Genomic DNA, 15,094 nt, shown 5'->3' with positions numbered 1-15,094 from the left:
CGGATATGTCCCCGTCGCGCGAGGCGGTGCGTCCGTCGCGAGCGGCCGGGCAGCCCGGGCTCGCGACGCTTGCGCCGGAACGCGTGCGCACGGCGAAGATGGCGGTGTGGCTGCTTGCCATGCTGCCTTTCCTGCGGCTGCTCTATCTCGGCTTTACCGATCAGTTCGGCGCCAATCCGCTGGAGTTCGTCACACGCTCGACCGGCACCTGGACGCTGGTCATGCTGTGCGTCACGCTGGCGGTGACGCCGCTGCGCCGGCTCACGGGCTGGAACTGGCTGATCCGGCTGCGCCGCATGCTTGGGCTCTTTGCCTTCTTCTACGCGCTGCAGCACTTCCTGTTGTGGCTTGCCGTGGACCGGGGCTTCGATGTGGCCTACATGATCAAGGACATTGCCAAGCGCCCCTTCATCACGGTGGGGTTTGCCGCCTTCGTGCTGATGGTGCCGCTGGCGGCCACCTCGGCCAATGCCATGGTCAAGTGGCTGGGTGGCAAGCGCTGGCAAGGGTTGCACCGGGCGGTGTATGCCATCGCCGTGCTGGCGATCCTGCACTACTGGTGGCATAAGGCAGGCAAGCACGACTTTGGCACGGTATCGATCTATGCCGCCGTAGTGTTCGGCTTGCTGGCGATGCGGGTCTGGTGGTGGTGGCGCAAGCCTGCAACTGGCCTCAAGGCACAACGGTAGAACTCAAAGGCAGAGCGTAATTTCGCGCTCGGCAGGGCGGGGCGGCTGCCCCGCCTGGGGGAGCCATAGGGCTTCAAGATGTCCCCCGGCCAGCACCGCCGGCACGGCGTCGTCCGGGCTGAACAAGTGCAGGCCGCGCAGCTTGTCGAAGTTGTCGACGGCCACGGTGAGTGTTGCCGGCAGCTTGGCGCGGTGGCGGGGAGGGCGGGTGCTTAGCCTTGCAGCAGGCGTTCGTCGCGGAACAGGTCAGCCACGTGCTCGCGGCCGCGCACCAGGTGCACGTCGTCGCCGTCGACCATGACTTCGGCCGCGCGCGGACGGGTGTTGTAGTTGGAGCTCATGACGAAGCCATAGGCGCCAGCTGACATCACGGCCAGCAGGTCGCCCGGCTGCACCGCCAGCGCGCGGTCGCGGCCGAGCCAGTCGCCGGATTCGCACACCGGGCCGACCACGTCGTAGGTCAGGGCGGTGGCCTGCGCGGCCTCGCGCAGTTGCACGGGCTCGATGCGGTGGTAGGCCTCGTACATGGCAGGGCGGGCCAAGTCGTTCATGGCCGCGTCGACGATGCAGAAGTTCTTGGCGGCGCCCGGCTTGAGGAACTCGACCTGGGTCAGCAGCACGCCGGCGTTGCCCACCAGCGAGCGGCCCGGCTCGAACAGCACCTCGCGATGGCCATGGCCACGCTCTGCCACGCGGTCCAGCAGCGTGCGGGCAAAGCCGGTGATGTCCGGCGGGGTCTCGTCGTCGTAAGTGATGCCTAGTCCACCACCTACGTCGATATGCTCAAGGTTGATGCCTTCGCGTTCCAGCGCTTCCACCACGTCCAGCACCTTGTCCAGCGCTTCCAGGTAAGGGGCGACCTCAGTGATCTGGGAGCCGATATGGCAGTCGATGCCCGCGACTTCCAGGTGGGGCAGCGCGGCGGCGGCGCGGTAGGTCGGCAACACGTCCTCGAAAGCGATGCCGAACTTGTTGCCCTTCAGACCGGTGGAGATATACGGGTGGGTCTTGGCGTCCACATCCGGGTTGATGCGCAGCGACACGCGCGCGCGCTTGCCCAGGCGGCCGGCCACGGCATTGAGGCGGTCCAGCTCGGGGATCGACTCCACGTTGAACGACAGCACATCGTGCTGGAGCGCCAGTTCCATCTCGGCGGCGGTCTTGCCCACGCCCGAGAACACGACCTTGCGCGGATCGCCGCCCACTGCCAGCACGCGCTGCAACTCGCCGCCAGACACGATGTCGAAACCCGCGCCGAGCCTGGCAAAGACTTGCAGGATCGCCAGGTTCGAATTGGCCTTCATGGCGTACTGCACGCGCGCGCGGCGCCCCTGGCACGCAGCGGCGTAGGCCTGGTAGGCGGCGGTCAGCGCGGCGCGCGAGTAGACGTAGGTAGGGGTGCCGTATTCGGCGGCAATGCGCGCGAGCGGCACGTGCTCGACGCTCAGGGCGCCGTCGTGACGATGGAAGAAGGCGGTCATGGTTATTTGGCGGTGGGGGTGGCGGCCGGCACTGCGTCCGGGGCCGTGGCGGGTGCCGCAGTGGAGGCGGGACCCCGGGGAGCGGCCGGATTCGGCACGGCCGGGTTGCCCAGGCCGGGATCCGGTACACCCGGCTGCGCCGGTGCGGGAGGCTGCTTGGGCATCACCAGCGGGCCGCGGATGCCGCATCCCGACAGCAGGGGCATCGCAAGGCTGGCGGCAAACGCCGATACAATCGCAACACGACGCAACATCGGGTCGTCCTTAAAATGTCGTCCAGGGTCGTCCCCGATCGTCCCGGAGTGTCCCTCAAGCGGAGCGCGGCGGGGCCACCGGAAATACGAAGTACTTTTCAATACGCTGCCGGCTACGGCACTACATCGCTATAGCGGCGCTGGCCGGCGGTCTTGGAGTTTAGCATGCCCCCCATGAGTGAAAGTGAGTTCCTGGCGCTGGCCCAGCAAGAGCTGGACCGGCTGGAAAGCGCGGTGGAAACCGCCGCCGACGCGGCCGACGCCGACATCGAAATCAACCGTGCCGGCAATCTCATGGAGCTCGAATTCGAAGACGGCTCCAAGATCATCGTCAACAGCCAGGCGCCCATGCAGGAACTGTGGGTGGCCGCGCGCTCGGGCGGTTTCCATTTTCGCCATGATGGCCAGCGCTGGGTCGATACGCGCGGCGGCGGCGAGCTGTATGCGGCGCTATCGGGCTATGTGAGCCAGCAGGCGGGGGTGACGTTGAAACTGGCCTGAGCGCTCTCGCCCAGGCACGAAAAAAGCCGGCGCGAAGCCGGCTTTTTCATTGGCGGGAAGCTGTCCCGGCGGCGCCCCTCAGCCGCCGCCGAACATTTCCAGGATGCGCTTCTTCTCTGCCTCGACGTCGGCGGGCGATTGTGTGCTTTCGTCCGGCTTGCCAGGCCATGGATCGCCAAGGCCAACCGAAGCCACGCCGGCGCCGCCCGCGTTTTCCTCGAAGGTCCAGTCGCCGCCCACCATGACCACGCCTTCCGGGGCCTGGCGTTCGGGCAGCTCTGGCACGCCCTTTAGCATCTTGCCCATGTAGCCCACCCAGATCGGCAGGGCCAGGCCGCCGCCGGTCTCGCGCACGCCCAGGCTCTTGGGCTGGTCGTAGCCCATCCACGCAATCGCCACCAGCTTGGGCGTGTAGCCGGCGAACCAGGCGTCGACGGCGTCGTTGGTGGTGCCGGTCTTGCCGGCCAGGTCGTTGCGGCCCAGGCGCTGCTTGGCGCTGTTGGCCGTGCCGGTGCGCACCACGTCGCGCAGCATGGAGTCTGCAATGAAGGCGGTGCGGGCATCGAGCACGCGTACCGCGTCCTGCCCGGCGCGCTGCGGCTTGGTTTCGGAGATGACGTTGCCGCGCGAATCGACCACCTTCTGGATCAGGTAGGGGTTGACGCGGTAGCCGCCGTTGGCAAACACCGAGTAAGCGCCCGCCATCTGCAGCGGCGTGACACTGCCCGCGCCCAGCGCCATCGGCAGGTAAGCCGGGTGCTTGTCGGCGTCGAAGCCGAAGCGCGTGATGTAGTCCTGGGCGTACTGGGTGCCGATGGCGCGCAGGATGCGCACCGACACCAGATTCTTGGACTTGGCCAGCGCGCGGCGCATGGTCATCGGGCCTTCGAACTTGCCGTCGTAGTTCTTCGGCTCCCAGACCTGGCCACCGTTATCGCTGATCGAGAGCGGCGCGTCGTTGATCACCGTGGCGGGGGAGAAGCCCTTTTCCAGCGCCGCGGAGTAGATGAACGGCTTGAAGCTGGAGCCGGGCTGGCGCCAGGCCTGCGTCACGTGGTTGAACTTGTTGCGGTTGAAATCGAAACCGCCAACCATCGAGCGGATCTCGCCGTCCTCCGGGTTGAGCGAGATAAAGGCGGCGGATACTTCCGGCAGCTGCGTGACCGTCCATGCGCCTTTTTCGTCCTGCGTCACGCGGATGATCGCGCCCGGCCGGATCTTGGCCTTGGGCTGCGCATTGGCCGCCAGCGACGGCGCGATGAAGCGCAGCGCCTGGCCTTCGATGGTGGCGACTTCGCCGGATAGCAGCGTGGCGGTGACCTGCTTGGCTGTCACGCTGGTGACCACGGCCGAGCGCAGGTCGTCGCTGCCCGGGTGCTCCAGCAGCGCGTCGTCGATGGCCTGCTCGCGCTCGTCCGCGCCGGCGGGCAGGTCGATAAAGGCCTCGGGGCCACGGTAGCCGTGGCGGCGCTCGTAATTCATGATGCCCGAGCGCACCGCCTCATAGGCCGCGTCCTGGTCGGGCTTGTTCAGCGTGGTGTACACGGTCAGGCCGCGGGTGTAGGTTTCCTCGCGGTATTGCGCGTACATCAACTGACGCACGATCTCGGCCACGTACTCGGCGTGGGTGGAGAACTCATTGCCCTCGCCGCGCACCTTCAGTTCCTCGTGGATGGCTTGGTCGTATTGCTCGGGCGTGAGGTAGCGCAGGTCGCGCATGCGCTGCAGGATGTACTCCTGGCGCACCTTGGCGCGCTTGGGGTTGACCACCGGGTTGTAGGCCGACGGCGCTTTGGGCAGGCCGGCCAGCATGGCGGCCTCGGCCGGCGTCACGTCCTTGATCGACTTGCCGAAATAGACCCGGGCCGCGCTGGCAAAGCCATAGGCGCGCTGCCCCAGGTAGATCTGGTTCATGTACAGCTCGAGGATCTGGTCCTTGGACAGGTTGGCCTCGATCTTGTAGGCCAGCAGCATTTCATACAGCTTGCGGGTGTACGTCTTCTCGCTGGAGAGGAAGAAGTTGCGCGCCACCTGCATGGTGATGGTGGAGGCGCCCTGCGACAGGCCGCCACGCAGGTTGGCCAGCCCGGCGCGCAGCACGCCGACGAAGTCGACGCCGCCGTGTTCGTAGAAGCGATCGTCCTCGATGGCCAGCACGGCCTTCTTCATCACGTCCGGTATTTCCGCAATTGGCACGAAATTGCGCCGTTCCTCGCCGAACTCACCGATGAGCACGTTGTCGGCCGTGTAGATCCGCAATGGGATCTTCGGGCGGTAATCCGTGATGGTGTCGAGCGATGGCAGGTTGGGCGCGGCCACCAGCAGCGCGTATCCCACCAGCAGTGCCACCGCCACGATCCCGGCTACCAGCAGGCCCAGGGCCCAAAAGGTCAGCCGCATCCAGATCGGACGTCGGGCAGGTAGGGACGGCTTCTGTTGTGCTGTGGCCATAAGGGAAATACCTAGTTAGAGGTGCCGGGATTATATCTCCCGGGATACTCCGCACCCGGCACGCTGTGGCGCGCACGCCGCTATCGCGCTGTTACAAGATGTAATGGGATTGAGATCTGCATGAAACGAAAAGATGGGCGAAGCGGGTAGGGCGAGGGGCACCGTGGGATTTTGGCAACGCTTTGTGAGGGGTGTTGATGAAAAGCAATCGTGGTCAAACCGGCACATTGCCAGCGCCCCGTTTTTTGGTGAGAATCCACCAACTAAAAGAGCAAAACGTTTCATCCAAGAAACAATACAGACTCGCCAAATTAGAGCAACCAAGCCAAGGCGAGTTCAACGGTCAGGGGGTCACCTTGCGGCGAGGTATCTTGTCGGGGTTGTTGCGCCGTACGACGGTCGGCGTTGACATCGGGTCGTCCAGCGTTAAGGTAGTCGAGCTGTCCGTGGGCAGTGGCAAGAACGACTATCGGCTGGAAAAATGTGCCAGCGAACTGCTGGACCGTAATGCCGTTGCCGATGGCAACGTGGTCAATATCGAAGCCGTTGGCATCGCTCTCAAGCGCGCCCTCGGCAAAGCCGGCATCCGCACCAAGGAGGTGGTGCTCGGCGTGCCTTCGATGCTGACCGAATCGCAGACCGTCAGCCTGCCGGACAACCTGTCCGAGGACGAGCTTTACGTCCAGGTGGAATCCGAGGCGCATCGCCTCTATCCGCCATCGCAGGCCGTCAATTTCGATTTTGCGGTGATCGGCCCCAGCGAAACCGAGGGGGGCATCGGCGTGCGCGTTACCGCTGCCAACAGCGACCGTGTGCAGGAGCGCGTGACCGCTGCCGAGATGGCCGGACTCAAGCCGCACGTGATGGACGTCGAGGAATACGCGGTGCAGCGCTCCGTGGTGCAGATGCTTGGCGTGTCCGCCGACATCAGCGCCACCGATGCCAAGGAGCTGCCCGTGGTGGCCGTGATCCACCTTGGCGGCAGCCGCTCCAAGGCGATCTTCTACCAAGGCTGGAAAGAGCTCTACGAGCAGCCGCTCAACAGCTACGGCGACCAGCTCACCCAGAGCGCGGCGCGCATGTTTACGCTGGACGCGCTCAAGGCCGAGATCAAGAAGCGCAAGAATACGCTGCCCGAAGCCTGGCGCACCCAGTTGCTCAAGCCCTCCCTGGAGGCGCTGGCGGTGGAGGTGCAAGGCGCCGTGCGCAACTTCCTGTCAGCTTCGAGCATCGGCCGGGTCGACGAGATCCTGCTCTCCGGTGGCCATGCGTCGCTGGTCGGCGTGCAAGCCGCGATCGAGCAGCAAACCGAGATCACCACCACGCTGGCCAACCCCTTTGCCAACATGATGACAGCCGTCAAGGTCAACGAGCGCTATCTGCAGCGCGACCTGCCGGCATACATCGTGAGCGCCGGGCTTGCGCTGCGCGGCCTGCAGTAAGCCAGCGAGGGAAGCCGCATGTCTATCAATTCGATCCCGACAGTCAATCTGCTGCCTTACCACGAAGCCCGCAGGGCTTCGCGGCGCAAGAAGGTCTACGCCCTGCTGGGCGGCGCGGCCGGCGCCGGCGCGCTGGTGGTGTTGATGGGCGGCATGTACATCGATCACCGCGTCGATGCCGTGTCCAGCCTGAACCAGGTGCTCCTCGCAGAGAACAACCGCATGGATGGGCAGATCCGCGAGGTCAATACGCTGCGCAAGGATATTGAAGGGCTGCTGCAGCGGCAGAAGGCCATCGAGGGCCTGCAGAACGAGCGCAACCGTCCCGTGCAGTTGCTGGAGGAACTGGTGCGCCAGGTGCCCGAGGGCGTATACCTGACCACCCTCAAGCAGACCGGCGACGCCTTTACCGTGACCGGCATCGCGCAGTCGAACGAGCGCGTGTCGGAGTTGCTGCGCAACCTTAGCCAGGTGCAGTGGCTGGACAAGGCCGAGCTGGGCGAATCCAAGGCCGTGATGATGACCAACAACCTGCGCGAGCAGCGGCGCCTGTTCGATTTCTCCATGCGCTTTGCCTACCGTGCGCCGGAAGCGCCGGAGGACGGCAAGAAGGGCAAGGCCGGCCTCGCCGGCGCGAGTGCGCCAGCAGGCGGAAAGGGCTGACCATGGCACTCAATAGCGAAATCTCGCTCGCCACGCTGAACGATCTCACCGCGCAGTTCCGTGGCCTGAACCTCAATGAGCCGGAAACCTGGCCGGCCGCCCCGCGCGTGCTGTTCGCGGTGCTGGCTGCGGTGCTGGTGCTGCTGCTGGGCTGGCAGTTCTACTGGAGCGGCAAGCTCGAGGATCTCGATCGCCGGCATGCCGAGCAGGACACCCTGAAGCAGTCCTACCTGAGCAAGGTGGCGCAGGTGGCCAACCTGGATGCGCTTCGCAAGCAAAAGGCGGAGGTGGAGCAGCGCGTGGCACTGGTCGAGCGCCAGTTGCCCAACAAGACCGAGATGGACGCGCTGCTGGCCGACGTCAATCACGCTGGCGTGGCGCGCGGCCTGCAGTTCGAGTTGTTCAAGCCGCAAGCCGCCGTGATCAAGCCCTACTTTGCCGAGATCCCGGTCAACCTGAAGGTTACCGGCCGCTACCACGACGTGGCCCAGTTCAACGCCGATGTTGCTGCGCTCTCGCGCATCGTCTCGATGCAGGGACTGCAGTTCACCACCGGCAAGGATGGCGGGCTGACGATGGAAGCCACGGCCATGGCCTACCGCGCGCTGGACCCTGACGAACAGGCGGCGCAGCGCAAGGCGGAAGCCGCGGCGGCCAAGACGGCCGCGGGAGCAAAGAAATGATGCCAGCGATCCAGGCTTCGCGCCTGCGTGCCTGCGCTTGCGCGCTGATCGGCGCCGCGCTGTTGGCAGCCTGCGGGGGCAGCGAGGAAGACGGCCTGCGCCAATGGATGGCGCAAGCCCAGGCTGCCAAGGCGCCGCCGCCGGCGCCGCTGCCCGAGCCCAAGCCCTACGTGCCGCGCGACTACGCGGGCCGCAGTGCGCCCGAGCCCTTTGCCCAGAACAAGATCGGCGACCTGAACCGGGTCCTGTCCGAGTCGCCGGAATCCGGCCGCCGGCGCGAGCCGCTGGAGGATTTCCCGCTGGAGAACTTCAAGATGCTGGGCGCCATGAAGAAGAGCGGCGAGACCTACGGCGTCGTGCAGGTAGATAACAAGATCCACCACGTCAAGGTGGGGCAGTATCTCGGCCAGAATTACGGCCGGGTGGTCCGCATCAACGATCAGGAGATCGTGTTGCGCGAATTGGTCCGGGAAGGGGTAGCCGAGTGGAAAGAGAAAATGACCAGCCTGAAGCTGGAGGGGTCGGCATGATCATGGGTCGCTGGTACCGGGCGCTTGCGGGCGCCGCAATGATGACGCTGGTATTGGCCGCGCCGGCTGCACTGGCGCAACCGACGCCGGGCAACGCCATCAAGCGCGTCGATGCCACCACGGTGGGCGAGCAGACCGTGTTCACGGTCGAGATGCAGGGGGCGCCGGCGCAAAAACCGGCCGACTTCACCACGCAGAATCCGCCCAAGCTCGCCATCGACTTTCTCGATACCGGCTTCGCGGCCGGGCGGGCGCAATATGACTTCGGCGGCAAGTTGCTCAAGAGTGCCAATGTGGTCCAGATCGGCGATCGCACCCGTGTGATCCTCGACCTGACCCGGGTGGCCAGCTACCGTACCGAGGTACGCGGCAACCTGTTCGTGGTGCTGCTCGATAATGTCGCCCCGACTGCCCGCGCGGCGGTGCCGACGTTCGCCCCCAGCTCGGCGCAGGCGCCGGCAGTGCCGGCGATGCGGCCGACCGTGCGCAATATCGATTTTCGCCGTGGCCAGGATGGCGCTGGCCGCATCGTGGTGGATCTTTCCTCGCGCGACTCCGGCATCAATATCGCGCAGCAGGGCCAGAACGTGGTGGTCGATTTCCTCAATACCTCGCTGCCAGACGGCATGCGCAGGCGCTTTGACGTGACGGATTTCGGCACGCCGGTGCAGGGCATGCGCGCGAGCGACAACAACGGCAGCACCCGCCTCACCATCGAGCCGCGCGGCAACTGGGAGTACAGCTCCTACCAGACCGATACGCAGTTCGTGGTGGAGGTGCGCCCGGTCAAGGAAGATCCGGCCAAGCTGATCAGCGGGGCAGGCTTTCGCGGCGAGCGGCTCTCGCTGAACTTCCAGAACATCGATATCCGCTCGCTGCTGCAGGTGTTTGCCGATTTCACCAACCTCAACATCATCACCAGCGAAAGCGTGCAGGGCAACCTGACGCTGCGCCTGAAGGATGTGCCCTGGGACCAGGCGCTGCAGATTGTGCTCGATGCCAAGGGACTGGCCTCGCGCCGCAACGGCAATGTGCTGTGGGTGGCGCCCAAGGCCGAGCTGGCCACCAAGGAAAAGCTCGAGCTCGAATCGCAGCAGCAGATCAATGACCTCGAGCCGATCCGCAGCCAGGTGTTCCAGCTCAACTACCAGCGTGCCGAAGACGTGCGGCGCATGCTGCTCGGGCTGGCCGCGGCGGGTGCCGGGGGCGTCGGCGGCGCGGGCGCGTTGGGCAGCGTGGGCGCAGTCGGGGCGGTCGGCATAGGCGGTGCGGCTGCCAGTAACACCCGCATGCTGTCCAAGCGCGGCTCGCTGACGGCCGATCCCCGTACCAACCAGCTCTTCGTGTCCGATATCGCGACCAAGCTCGAAGAGGTGCAGAGTTTCCTCGGCAAGATCGACATCCCGGTGCGCCAGGTCATCATCGAGGCGCGCATCGTCGAGGCCAACGATACCTTCAGCCGCAACCTGGGCGTCAGGCTGGGTTTTGCCTCCAAGACGGCGGGTGCCGGCTATGGCAACACCTACACCAATGTGGTCAGCCCGGTGACGCAGAACGCAACCTGGGACAACGGCCCGGCGCTGAGCCTGCCGGCGGCGGCGATCAACGGCGTCAATCCGGGCTCGGTCGCGGTCAGCCTGTTCAGCAACACCGCGGGCCGTTTCCTGGCGCTCGAGCTGTCCGCGCTGGAAGCGGACGGGCGGGGCAAGATCATCTCCAGCCCGCGCGTGGTCACCGCCAACAATATCAAGGCGCTGATCGAGCAAGGCACGGAGTTGCCCTACCAGGCCGCCACCTCCAGTGGCGCCACCTCGGTGCAGTTCCGCAAGGCTAACCTGAAGCTGGAAGTCACGCCGCAGATCACGCCGGAAGGCAATGTGCTGCTGGACGTCGACGTCAACAAGGACAGCGTGGGCATCCAGACCACCTCGGGCTTCGCCATCGACACCAAGCACGTGCAGACGCAGGTGCTGGTGGAGAACGGTGGCACGGTGGTGATTGGCGGCATCTATAGCCAGACCGAGTCCACCAATGTGAACAAGGTGCCATTGCTGGGGGACATCCCGATCCTCGGCAACCTGTTCAAGGACAACGCCAAGGTCAACAACCGGACCGAGCTGCTGGTGTTCCTGACGCCGCGCGTGCTCAACGACAGCGTGTCGCTGAAATAGCGCCCGCGCGCGCCGGATGCAGTAGACTGACAGGCCGCATCGTTCCGATGCGGCTTTTTTTATTGTCCAGGCGGGCTAGAGAGATTGGGCGAGGGTGCATGTGGCGGGCGCGCAAGGCGTGTCGCGAGGCGGGTTGCCTTGTGCCGATTGCGCCTCGCCACTTGCCCGGAGCGTCCCAACATAAGAAGATGATGCAGTTTTCCACCGCGAGGGCCGGCCAGAGACCCGGCTCCCGCCCGACACGCCAGTGACAGTCACCCGCCCGAACCTTTTCTTTGTCGGCCTGATGGGTGCCGGCAAGACCACCGTCGGCCGTACCGTGGCCCGGCGCCTGAATTACCCGTTCTTCGATTCGGATCACGAACTCGAGGCGCGTTGCGGCGTGCGTATCCCGATCATCTTCGAGCATGAGGGTGAAGCGGGCTTTCGCGACCGCGAGGCGCAGGCGATCGACGAGCTCACCCAGCGCCGCGGCATCGTGCTGGCCACCGGCGGCGGCGCCGTGCTGCGCCCGGAGAATCGTGCTCACCTGAAGGCGCGCGGCACCGTGGTCTACCTGCGCGCCAGCCCGCACGACCTGTGGCTGCGCACCCGTCACGACCGCAATCGCCCGCTGCTGCAGACCGAAGACCCCAAGGGACGGCTGGAGACGCTCTATGGCGAGCGCGACCCGCTCTACCGCGAGGTGGCGGATTTCATCATCGAAACCGGCAAGCCTTCGGTGGCGCAGCTTGCTAATATGGTGTTGATGCAACTTGAAATGGCCGGTTTCACCGTTGCCGCCGAAGAACCCGAAGGGGCAGACGGCGAGTGCGCGGACAACCTCCCGGCGCAGGACCAGAATCACAATGATCACCCTTGAAGTCAGCCTCGGGGAGCGCAGCTACCCCATCCATATCGGCACCGGCCTGCTCGACCAGACTGAGTTGTTCCGCCCCCATGTGCGTGGCCAGCATGCCGTCATCGTCACCAATGAGACCGTAGGGCCGCTGTACGCCGCCCGCGTCCAGGCCAGCCTGGCGGCGCTTGGCAAGACCGTGCGCACCGTGACCTTGCCCGACGGCGAAGCCTTCAAGCAGTGGGAAACGCTCAACCTGATCTTCGACGCGCTGCTCAGCGCGGGCGCCGACCGCAAGACCACGCTGATCGCCCTGGGCGGCGGCGTGGTGGGCGACATGACCGGGTTTGCCGCTGCCTGCTACATGCGCGGCGTGCCATTCGTGCAGGTGCCCACGACCTTGCTCTCGCAGGTGGATTCGTCGGTGGGCGGCAAGACCGGCATCAATCACCCGCTCGGCAAGAACATGATCGGCGCCTTCCACCAGCCCAATGCGGTGATCGCCGACATCGACACCCTGCGCACGCTGCCGGAGCGCGAGCTCGCGGCCGGCCTGGCCGAGGTGATCAAGCACGGCGCCATGGCCGATGCCGGGTATTTCGGCTGGATCGAGCGCAATATCCGCGCGCTCAACGCCTGCGACCCGGACATCATGGCGCTGGCGGTCAAGCGCTCCTGCGAGATCAAGGCCGCCGTGGTGGCCCAGGACGAGCGCGAGGGCGGCCTGCGCGCCATGCTTAATTTTGGCCACACCTTCGGCCACGCGATCGAGGCTGGCATGGGCTACGGCGAGTGGCTGCACGGCGAGGCCGTGGGTTGCGGCATGGTGATGGCGGCGGACCTGTCGCACCGGCTCGGCTTCATCGACACCGAAACGCGCGCGCGCGTGGTGCACCTTATCCGCGCCGCCATGCTGCCGGTGGTCGCGCCGGAACTGGGCACCGACCGCTACATCGAGCTGATGAAAGTGGACAAGAAGGCAGAAGCCGGCAGCATCAAGTTCATTCTGCTCAGGAAGCTGGGCGAAGCCTTCATCACTACCGTGCCAGACCCTGACCTGCGCGCTACCTTGCAGCACGCGGTGCTCAGGCCGCCCACCGAGGCGCCGGTCGCCTGACGCGATCGGTTGTGCCTTGCAACGCCGGCCGGGCGGCGCACCGCCACCCGGCCGCACGCCTGACCGGATTGCCGCATGACCGACCTCGAAAGCCATCTCGCTCCCTATGCCGCCCGCTCCGCGCAGACACTTGGGCGGGTGCATGCCGAACCGGCCTCGTCCTCGCGCACGGAATTCCAGCGCGACCGCGACCGCGTCATCCACAGCACGGCCTTTCGGCGGCTCGAGTACAAGACCCAGGTCTTTGTCAATCATGAAGGTGACCTGTTCCGCACCCGGCTCACCCATAGCCTGGAAGTGGCGCAGATCGCCCGCTCCATCGCCCGCAACCTGCGCCTGAACGAGGACCTGGTCGAAGCCATCTCGCTGGCGCACGACCTCGGCCACACGCCCTTCGGCCATGCCGGCCAGGATGCGTTGAACAATTGCATGAAGAACCACGGGGGCTTCGAGCACAACCTGCAGAGCCTGCTGGTGGTGGATGAGCTGGAGGAGCGTTATGGCGGCTTCAACGGGCTCAACCTGACGTTCGAGACGCGTGAGGGCGTGCTCAAGCATTGCTCGCGCGTTAATGCCTCTGCGCTTGGCGAACTGGGCCGGCGCTTCCTGGAGGGAACGCAGCCCTCGCTGGAGGCCCAGCTGGCCAACCTGGCCGACGAGATCGCCTACAACAACCACGATATCGACGACGGCCTGCGCTCCGGGCTGCTCACGCTTGAGCAGATGGACGAAGTGCCAATGTGGGGGCGCCACCGCGCCGAGGCGATGGCGGCGTTTCCCGGTATCAACGGGCGGCGCGTGATCAACGAAACCGTGCGCCGCATGATCAACACGCTGATCGTCGACCTGATCGAAACCACCAGCCAGAACATTGCCGCCGCCAACCCGCGCAACATCGAGGCCGTGCGGGCAGCAGGCCCGCTGGTGGCCTTCAGCGCGCCGGTGCGCGAGGAAGCGGCGGCGCTCAAGCGTTTCCTGTTCCGCCATCTCTATCGCCATTACCTGGTGATGCGCATGTCCTCCAAGGCCCAGCGCATCATCACCGACCTGTTCGATGTCTTCATGGCGGATCCACGCCTGCTGCCGCCGCAATACCAGGCGGGGCAAGGCCGTGACCCGTCCCGGCTGATCTCGCACTACATCGCCGGCATGACCGACCGCTATGCGATCCGGGAGCACCGCCGCATTTTTGCTGTCGACGAAGGCAGTTAGGCCTGCGCGGCCAGTGGGGAAATTGGGGACGGATCAGGCTGCGGCTGCGTTATCATCGGGCATCGCTTCCGTTTGAGCCATCCGACCGGCAAGCACCTATCGCCGATTCCCTTCGCCCATCATGGCCCGACTTCCTCGCTTCTCCCCGGCTGCGCTGCCGGCACTGGTGTTGCAACGCGGCAACAATCGTCAGCCCGTCTTTCTTGGCGCCGACGACTACCTCCACTACCTGGACTGCCTGCGCATGGCCGCGCGCGAGCACGACCTGGCGATCCACGCCTACGCCTTGCGGCCGAATCATGTCCACCTTGTGGCGACCCCCCGGCATGCCGATTCGCTCAGCCTCACCATGCAAGCGGTAGGGCGCCGCTATGCGCGCTATTTCAACCGGGTCGCGGACCGTACGGGCACGCTGTGGGATGGCCGCTTTCGCTCGGCGGTGTTCGATCCCGCGGCCTGGATGCTGCCGGCCATGCAGTACGTGGAGGGCAACGCCGTGCGTGCCGGCGAGGTGATCTCGGCCGAAGGGGATCGCTGGAGCAGCTATCGCCACCATGCCGGCATCGAGGCTAGCCCCTTTGTGAGCGATCACTCTGCGTACTGGGCGCTGGGCAATACGCCATTCGAGCGCCAATCCAATTACCGTGCCGTCACCGCCGAAGGGCTGTCGTCGATGACGCTGGCCACACTTCGCAGCCACGCGCATAGCGGCTGGCCTCTGGGTGACGCGGCCTTCCTTGCGCAACTGGAGCGCCAGGGCGGGCGGCGCGTGAAGCCGTTGCCCAAGGGCCGCCCGGCGGGCCGATCCGCAATGGACAGGGAGTCCGAGCCGGACGCGGTCTAGCCTCGGGCCGGGCGTGTGAGGTACAGCACGCTCGACCGCGGCGAGATCAGCAACGCACGTCCCGCGATGCACCATTCTTTATCTGTCCCCAAATAAAGACCATCACCGTTGTGGTGCGAGGCTTAATTTGATCTGACCCCATTTAAAAATTTTGCGGGACGCGTACGATTCTTTTATAGTTCCTCCACCCACATTCATTGTGCGGCGCGTCACGCCTG

At 65.5% G+C, this 15,094-nt stretch carries 15 protein-coding genes; 11 read left to right on the top strand and 4 right to left on the bottom strand.

Annotated elements, in window-relative coordinates:
* Window positions 1-5: 5 nt before the first annotated feature.
* Window positions 6-689, top strand: coding sequence for a protein-methionine-sulfoxide reductase heme-binding subunit MsrQ (gene msrQ, locus A9975_RS19345; protein ID WP_370564997.1), 684 nt, complete (start codon window positions 6-8; stop codon window positions 687-689).
* A gap of 3 nt (window positions 690-692) precedes the next feature.
* On the opposite strand, the gene A9975_RS19340 is transcribed toward msrQ, so the two are convergent.
* Genes A9975_RS19340 through A9975_RS19330 form a run of 3 tightly spaced genes read right to left on the bottom strand, consistent with a single transcriptional unit; the run spans window position 693 to window position 2,424 of the window.
* Complete coding sequence (locus A9975_RS19340; RefSeq protein WP_183034196.1) at window positions 693-854, bottom strand: hypothetical protein; 162 nt, start codon at window positions 852-854, stop codon at window positions 693-695.
* A gap of 47 nt (window positions 855-901) precedes the next feature.
* Window positions 902-2,170 carry a diaminopimelate decarboxylase gene (gene lysA / locus A9975_RS19335; protein ID WP_183034195.1) on the bottom strand — a complete coding sequence of 423 codons (1,269 nt, stop codon included), beginning with the start codon at window positions 2,168-2,170 and terminating at the stop codon, window positions 902-904.
* A gap of 2 nt (window positions 2,171-2,172) precedes the next feature.
* A complete protein-coding gene (locus A9975_RS19330; protein WP_183034194.1) occupies window positions 2,173-2,424 on the bottom strand; it encodes a hypothetical protein in 252 nt (83 codons plus the stop codon).
* Between the two features lie 165 nt (window positions 2,425-2,589).
* Here A9975_RS19330 and cyaY point away from each other — a divergent pair, with 165 nt between their 5' ends.
* Window positions 2,590-2,925 (top strand): iron donor protein CyaY, encoded by a 336-nt coding sequence (cyaY, locus tag A9975_RS19325; RefSeq protein WP_043350301.1) that lies wholly within the window; start codon window positions 2,590-2,592, stop codon window positions 2,923-2,925.
* A gap of 78 nt (window positions 2,926-3,003) precedes the next feature.
* Here the strand turns inward: cyaY and A9975_RS19320 are convergent, their stop codons facing one another.
* Entirely contained in the window at window positions 3,004-5,376 is a 2,373-nt protein-coding gene (locus A9975_RS19320) for a penicillin-binding protein 1A (RefSeq protein WP_150985728.1), read from the bottom strand.
* 371 nt (window positions 5,377-5,747) lie between these two features.
* On the opposite strand from A9975_RS19320, the gene pilM reads away from it, so the two are divergent.
* The 9 genes from pilM (at window position 5,748) to A9975_RS19275 (ending at window position 14,876) form a co-directional block, all read left to right on the top strand.
* Complete coding sequence (pilM, locus tag A9975_RS19315) at window positions 5,748-6,818, top strand: type IV pilus assembly protein PilM (protein ID WP_183034193.1); 1,071 nt, start codon at window positions 5,748-5,750, stop codon at window positions 6,816-6,818.
* Between the two features lie 18 nt (window positions 6,819-6,836).
* Window positions 6,837-7,481 carry a PilN domain-containing protein gene (locus tag A9975_RS19310; RefSeq protein WP_183034192.1) on the top strand — a complete coding sequence of 215 codons (645 nt, stop codon included), beginning with the start codon at window positions 6,837-6,839 and terminating at the stop codon, window positions 7,479-7,481.
* A 2-nt stretch (window positions 7,482-7,483) separates the two neighbouring features.
* Window positions 7,484-8,164: a type 4a pilus biogenesis protein PilO gene (locus A9975_RS19305; protein ID WP_183034191.1), complete on the top strand. Its 681-nt coding sequence runs from the start codon at window positions 7,484-7,486 to the stop codon at window positions 8,162-8,164.
* The gene (locus A9975_RS19300; protein WP_236702062.1) at window positions 8,164-8,694 is read left to right on the top strand and encodes a pilus assembly protein PilP; all 531 of its coding nucleotides are present in this window, start codon (window positions 8,164-8,166) and stop codon (window positions 8,692-8,694) included. Before A9975_RS19305 ends, A9975_RS19300 begins: the two co-directional genes overlap by 1 nt.
* Window positions 8,691-10,865 carry a type IV pilus secretin PilQ gene (pilQ, locus tag A9975_RS19295; RefSeq protein ID WP_183034190.1) on the top strand — a complete coding sequence of 725 codons (2,175 nt, stop codon included), beginning with the start codon at window positions 8,691-8,693 and terminating at the stop codon, window positions 10,863-10,865. Before A9975_RS19300 ends, pilQ begins: the two co-directional genes overlap by 4 nt.
* 247 nt (window positions 10,866-11,112) lie before the next feature.
* Entirely contained in the window at window positions 11,113-11,727 is a 615-nt protein-coding gene (locus A9975_RS19290; RefSeq protein ID WP_043350282.1) for a shikimate kinase, read from the top strand.
* Window positions 11,714-12,820 carry a 3-dehydroquinate synthase gene (gene aroB, locus A9975_RS19285; RefSeq protein ID WP_150985724.1) on the top strand — a complete coding sequence of 369 codons (1,107 nt, stop codon included), beginning with the start codon at window positions 11,714-11,716 and terminating at the stop codon, window positions 12,818-12,820. The genes A9975_RS19290 and aroB overlap by 14 nt, the downstream gene beginning before the upstream one ends.
* A gap of 75 nt (window positions 12,821-12,895) precedes the next feature.
* Window positions 12,896-14,032 (top strand): deoxyguanosinetriphosphate triphosphohydrolase, encoded by a 1,137-nt coding sequence (locus A9975_RS19280; protein ID WP_150985723.1) that lies wholly within the window; start codon window positions 12,896-12,898, stop codon window positions 14,030-14,032.
* Between the two features lie 121 nt (window positions 14,033-14,153).
* A complete protein-coding gene (locus A9975_RS19275) occupies window positions 14,154-14,876 on the top strand; it encodes a transposase (protein ID WP_183034189.1) in 723 nt (240 codons plus the stop codon).
* The last annotated feature ends 218 nt before the right edge of the window (window positions 14,877-15,094 follow it).

The organism is Cupriavidus sp. UME77 (assembly GCF_014170355.1).
Lineage (GTDB): Bacteria > Pseudomonadota > Gammaproteobacteria > Burkholderiales > Burkholderiaceae > Cupriavidus > Cupriavidus basilensis.
This window is presented reverse-complemented; position numbering and strand designations above follow the sequence as displayed.